The 4,205-nt window shown below is 69.5% G+C and carries 5 protein-coding genes; 4 read left to right on the top strand and 1 reads right to left on the bottom strand.

The window, feature by feature from the left end; all coding sequences use genetic code 11:
* The 4 genes from V7Q39_RS19575 to V7Q39_RS19560 form a co-directional block, all read left to right on the top strand.
* On the top strand, positions 1-186 hold a 186-nt coding region (locus V7Q39_RS19575), incomplete at its 5' end, for a bifunctional adenosylcobinamide kinase/adenosylcobinamide-phosphate guanylyltransferase (RefSeq protein ID WP_333818287.1).
* Positions 183-746, top strand: coding sequence for a histidine phosphatase family protein (locus V7Q39_RS19570; RefSeq protein WP_333818286.1), 564 nt, complete (start codon positions 183-185; stop codon positions 744-746). The genes V7Q39_RS19575 and V7Q39_RS19570, both read left to right, overlap by 4 nt.
* Positions 747-818: 72 nt before the next feature.
* On the top strand, positions 819-1,691 hold the full coding sequence (locus tag V7Q39_RS19565) for a glutathione S-transferase (RefSeq protein WP_333818285.1): 873 nt from the start codon (positions 819-821) through the stop codon (positions 1,689-1,691).
* Positions 1,692-1,897: 206 nt separating this feature from the next.
* Positions 1,898-3,415: a YifB family Mg chelatase-like AAA ATPase gene (locus V7Q39_RS19560; RefSeq protein WP_333818284.1), complete on the top strand. Its 1,518-nt coding sequence runs from the start codon at positions 1,898-1,900 to the stop codon at positions 3,413-3,415.
* 182 nt (positions 3,416-3,597) lie between these two features.
* On the opposite strand, the gene V7Q39_RS19555 is transcribed toward V7Q39_RS19560, so the two are convergent.
* Positions 3,598-4,205 (bottom strand): TOBE domain-containing protein (locus tag V7Q39_RS19555; protein WP_333818283.1); only part of this gene is annotated, 608 nt, incomplete at its 5' end.

Genomic DNA, 4,205 nt, shown 5'->3' with positions numbered 1-4,205 from the left:
GCCAGCCCGGCCCCCGTCGTCATCGTAACCAACGAGACAGGCTGGGGAATTGTTCCGGAAAATGCACTGGCCCGGCGCTTTCGCGACGAACAGGGACGGCTGAACCAGCGCCTCGCCGCAGGGGCGGACCTCGTAGTTACGGTGATCGCGGGCCTGCCGATGGTGCTGAAGGGCAACCTGCCGTGACCCGGTTCTGGCTCGTCCGCCACGGCCCCACCCATGCGAAAACCATGATCGGCTGGACCGACCTGCCCGCCGACCTGTCCGACACCGCCGCCCTCGCCCGCCTTTCCGCCCACCTGCCGCCCGAGGCCCCCGTCATCTCCTCCGACCTCGCCCGCGCCGTGGCCACCGCCGACGCCCTCGGCGCCCGGCAGCGCCTGCCGCATGACCCCTCCTTCCGCGAGATGCATTTCGGCCAGTGGGAAACCCGCCCCTTCGCCGAGATCGAGGCCGAAAGCCCGGAGCATATCCGCGCCTTCTGGGAAACCCCCGGCGACATCGCCCCCCCCGGCGGCGAAAGCTGGACGGCTCTGACCACCCGCACCTGGGCCGCGCTGGACCGGCTGCAGGGGCTTGCCCCGGACATCATCGTCGTCGCCCATTTCGGCCCCATCGTCGCGGCGCTCCAGCGGGCCGAGCAGCTTTCCCCCGAAGCGGCCTTCGCTCATCGGATCGACAACCTCTCCGTGACCTCCCTCACCCTTGCCCCGCCGAAGGTCTTTTCGATCAATCACCGCCCGTGATGCATCGGCGCACAATTCATCGTTTCCCTTCGCCCGGCATGCAGGCTCAAATGCGGGAAAAGGACAAAACCCATGACCTATGACCTCGTGATCGGCGATCGTGCCTATTCCAGCTGGTCCCTGCGCGGCTGGCTCCTCTTCGATGCCTTCGGCCTGCCGGTGAAGACCCATGCCGCCCGGCTCTACACCGACGAGCTTGCGACCGTGCTGAAGGATTATTTTCCCGCCCGCACCGCCCCCACGATGCGCACGCCCGACGGCTCGGTCGTTCCCGAAACCATCGCCATCGCCGAGGAACTGGCCACCCGCCACCCCGAGGCCGGGCTCTGGCCGCAAGACGCCCATGCCCGCGCCACGGCCCGGGTGCTGGCGGCGGAAATGCACGCCGGTTTCGCTGCCCTGCGCAGCTTCTGCCCGATGAACCTGCGCGTCAGCTACAGCGATTGCCAGCCGCCCGAGGATGTCCTGGCCGACCTCCAGCGCCTCGAAACCCTCTGGTCCTGGGCCCGCGAGACGACGACATCCACTACCCCCTGGCTCTGCGGCGCCTATTCGGCGGCGGATGCCTTCTTCGCCCCCGTCGCCGCCCGCATCGCCACCTACAACCTGCCGGTCGGCGCGCAGGCGATGCTCTATGTCAACGCCCATCTCGCCCATCCCAGCTTCCGCCGCTGGCGCGCGATGGGCCTGATCGACGGCGCCGACCAGGAATTCTACCGCCGCAGCTGGCCCCGCCGCGACTGGCCCGGCCCGGTCCCGCTGCCCGCAAGCGTGGCGGACTGCGCCGACACCGTGAACACCGCCTGTCCCTATTCCGGCAAGCCCGTCACCCATGCGCTCCAGCTTTACGGACGTCGCTTCGGCTTCTGCAACGCCTTCTGCCGCGACAAGACGCTGGCCGACGCCGAGGCCTGGCCAAAGTTCATGGCGCTTTACCACTCGTAAACCATTTCGCCCTACCCGTTAACCAAGGTGAATCGGGTGGGGCGCATGGGACAGGCCGAGAAAGACAGCATTTTCTGTCCGCAAATATCCCCGCCGGAGGCCCTTCGCCCGAGCCGGTTGCGCGCCCTTCGCGCGCAGAGGCGAGACAAAAGGCTTGCGCGGAACGCGCTCCTTTCAGCAACTGCCCCAACCCGCGAAACGCCGAAATGACCGCCCGCGCCTATACCGTCGCCTTCGAGGGGGTCGAGGCCCGCCTGGTCGAGGTGCAATGCGCCGTCTCGCCCGGCTCGCCCTCCTTCACCCTGGTCGGGCTGCCGGACAAGGCGGTGACGGAAGCCAAGGAACGCGTCCGCGCCGCGCTTCAGGCGCTGTCCATCGCGCTGCCGGCGAAGCGGATCACCGTCAACCTCTCGCCCGCCGACCTGCCCAAGGAAGGCTCACATTTCGACCTGCCCATCGCCGTCGCCCTCCTCGCCGCGCTGGAAATCATCCCGCGCGAGGATGTCGAGGGCACCGTAGCCTTGGGCGAGCTGTCGCTGGATGGCCGCCTCGTCCCCGTCGCGGGTGCCCTTCCCGCCGCCATGGCCGCCGCCGTGGAAGACCGCGCGCTCCTCTGCCCGAAAGCCTGCGGCGCCGAAGCCGCCTGGGTCGGCGCGACCCAGGTCCTCGCTGCCGCCTCGCTGGACGAGGTCCTGCACCACTACACCGGCCGCACCCCGCTTGCCCCTGCCGAGGCGGGAGAGGTCCTGCGCGAAACCTCGCCCCGCGACTTCCGCGAGGTGAAGGGCCAGGAACGCGCCAAGCGCGCGCTGGAGATCGCCGCCGCCGGGCGCCATCACCTGTTCATGGTCGGCACGCCGGGCTCGGGCAAATCCATGCTCGCCGCCCGCCTGCCCGGCATCCTGCCGCCGCTCTCGGCCCCCGAGGCGCTGGAAACCTCGATGATCCATTCCCTTGCCGGGCTTCTGACCGAAGGCGGCATTTCCCGCGACCGGCCGTTCCGCGAACCGCACCACACCGCCAGCATGGCCGCCATCGTCGGCGGCGGACGCGGCGCCAAGCCCGGCGAGATCAGCCTGGCCCATAACGGGGTCCTCTTCCTCGACGAATTTCCCGAATTTCCCTGCACCGTGCTCGACACCCTGCGCCAGCCGATCGAGACCGGCACCGTCATGGTCGCCCGGGCGAATGCCCATATCCGCTACCCCTGCCGGTTCCTGCTGATCGCCGCCGCCAATCCCTGCAAATGCGGCTATCTCTCGGACCCGAACCGCGCCTGCGGCCGCGCGCCGATCTGCGGCGAAGATTACCTCGGCCGCATCTCCGGCCCGCTGATGGACCGCTTCGACCTGCGCGTCGAAGTGCCCCCCGTCGCCTTCGCCGACCTCGACCTGCCAGCCTCCGGCGAAAGCTCTGCCACCATCGCCGCCCGCGTCGCCGCCGCCCGCGACCGGCAGAGCGCCCGTTTCGCGGAAGCTCCCGAACTACGCGTCAACGCCGATTTGGAGGGCGCCGCGCTCGAGGAACACGCAAGCCCCGATGCCGAAGGCAAGGAACTGATCGGACGTGTCGCCGAACGCATGGGCCTGTCTGCCCGCGGCTATCACCGCGTGTTGCGCGTCGCCCGCACCATCGCCGATCTCGACGAAAGCCCCACGGTGCGAAAGCCGCATATCGCCGAGGCGATCAGCTTCCGCCTCTCCTCCGCCGTCGGCGGGCTTTAGGCGATCAGCCTGTCCCCGGGCACGGAAGACAGCCGTAGGATGCGTATTTCACGCATCACCTGCCTCCCGTTTTACACCACATCCCGGCGCGACCCAAACTCTTACCGAATCCTTAACACTCGCGCGCAACCAATTGATAAATACGATGCGTAAAACTGCCCGCGCGCGGGCACCCCGCGGTGTCACCCCGCCCCGCCCACGTTCTCCTCAGCGACCGAGACCGCCTTCAGCACCGCGAAGACCGGCTTGCCCGGGGCCAAGCCCAGCACCCCCACCGACCGCCGGGTGATGCGCGCCAGCAGCAGTTCTTCCCCCACCCTGACCCGGACCATCGCCCCCGGCCCCTCCCCGATCCGGATGTCTTCCACCAGCCCCCCCAGCACGTTCAGCGCCGAGATTCCCTTGGGTCGCTCCACCGCAAGCATCACGTCCTGCGCCAGGATCCGCAGCCGCAGCACCGCCCCCAACGGGGCCGCGACCCGGGACAGCCACAAGGGCCCGCCCCCGGTCTCGAACCGGCTCAGCCCGTCGTCGTCCTGCCCGGCCAGCCGCGCCGCGATCACCGCCCCGGTCTCACGCAGGCCCACCACCGGCGCGGTGCCCGGGTCGGCCAGCACCGCCGCCGCTGGCCCTGCGGCTACCACCCGCCCCGCCTCCAGCAGGACGACCGTCGTCGCCAGCCGCGCCACCTCGGCGACCGAGTGGCTGACATAGAGGATCGGCAGGCCCAGTTCGTCGCGCAGCCGTTCCAGATAGGGCAGGATCTCCGCCTTCCGCGCCTCGTCCAGCG

Source organism: Tabrizicola sp., assembly GCF_036781545.1.
GTDB lineage: Bacteria > Pseudomonadota > Alphaproteobacteria > Rhodobacterales > Rhodobacteraceae > Tabrizicola.
The sequence above is the reverse complement of the archived record's forward strand: the minus strand, read 5'-3'. Positions and strand labels throughout refer to the sequence as shown.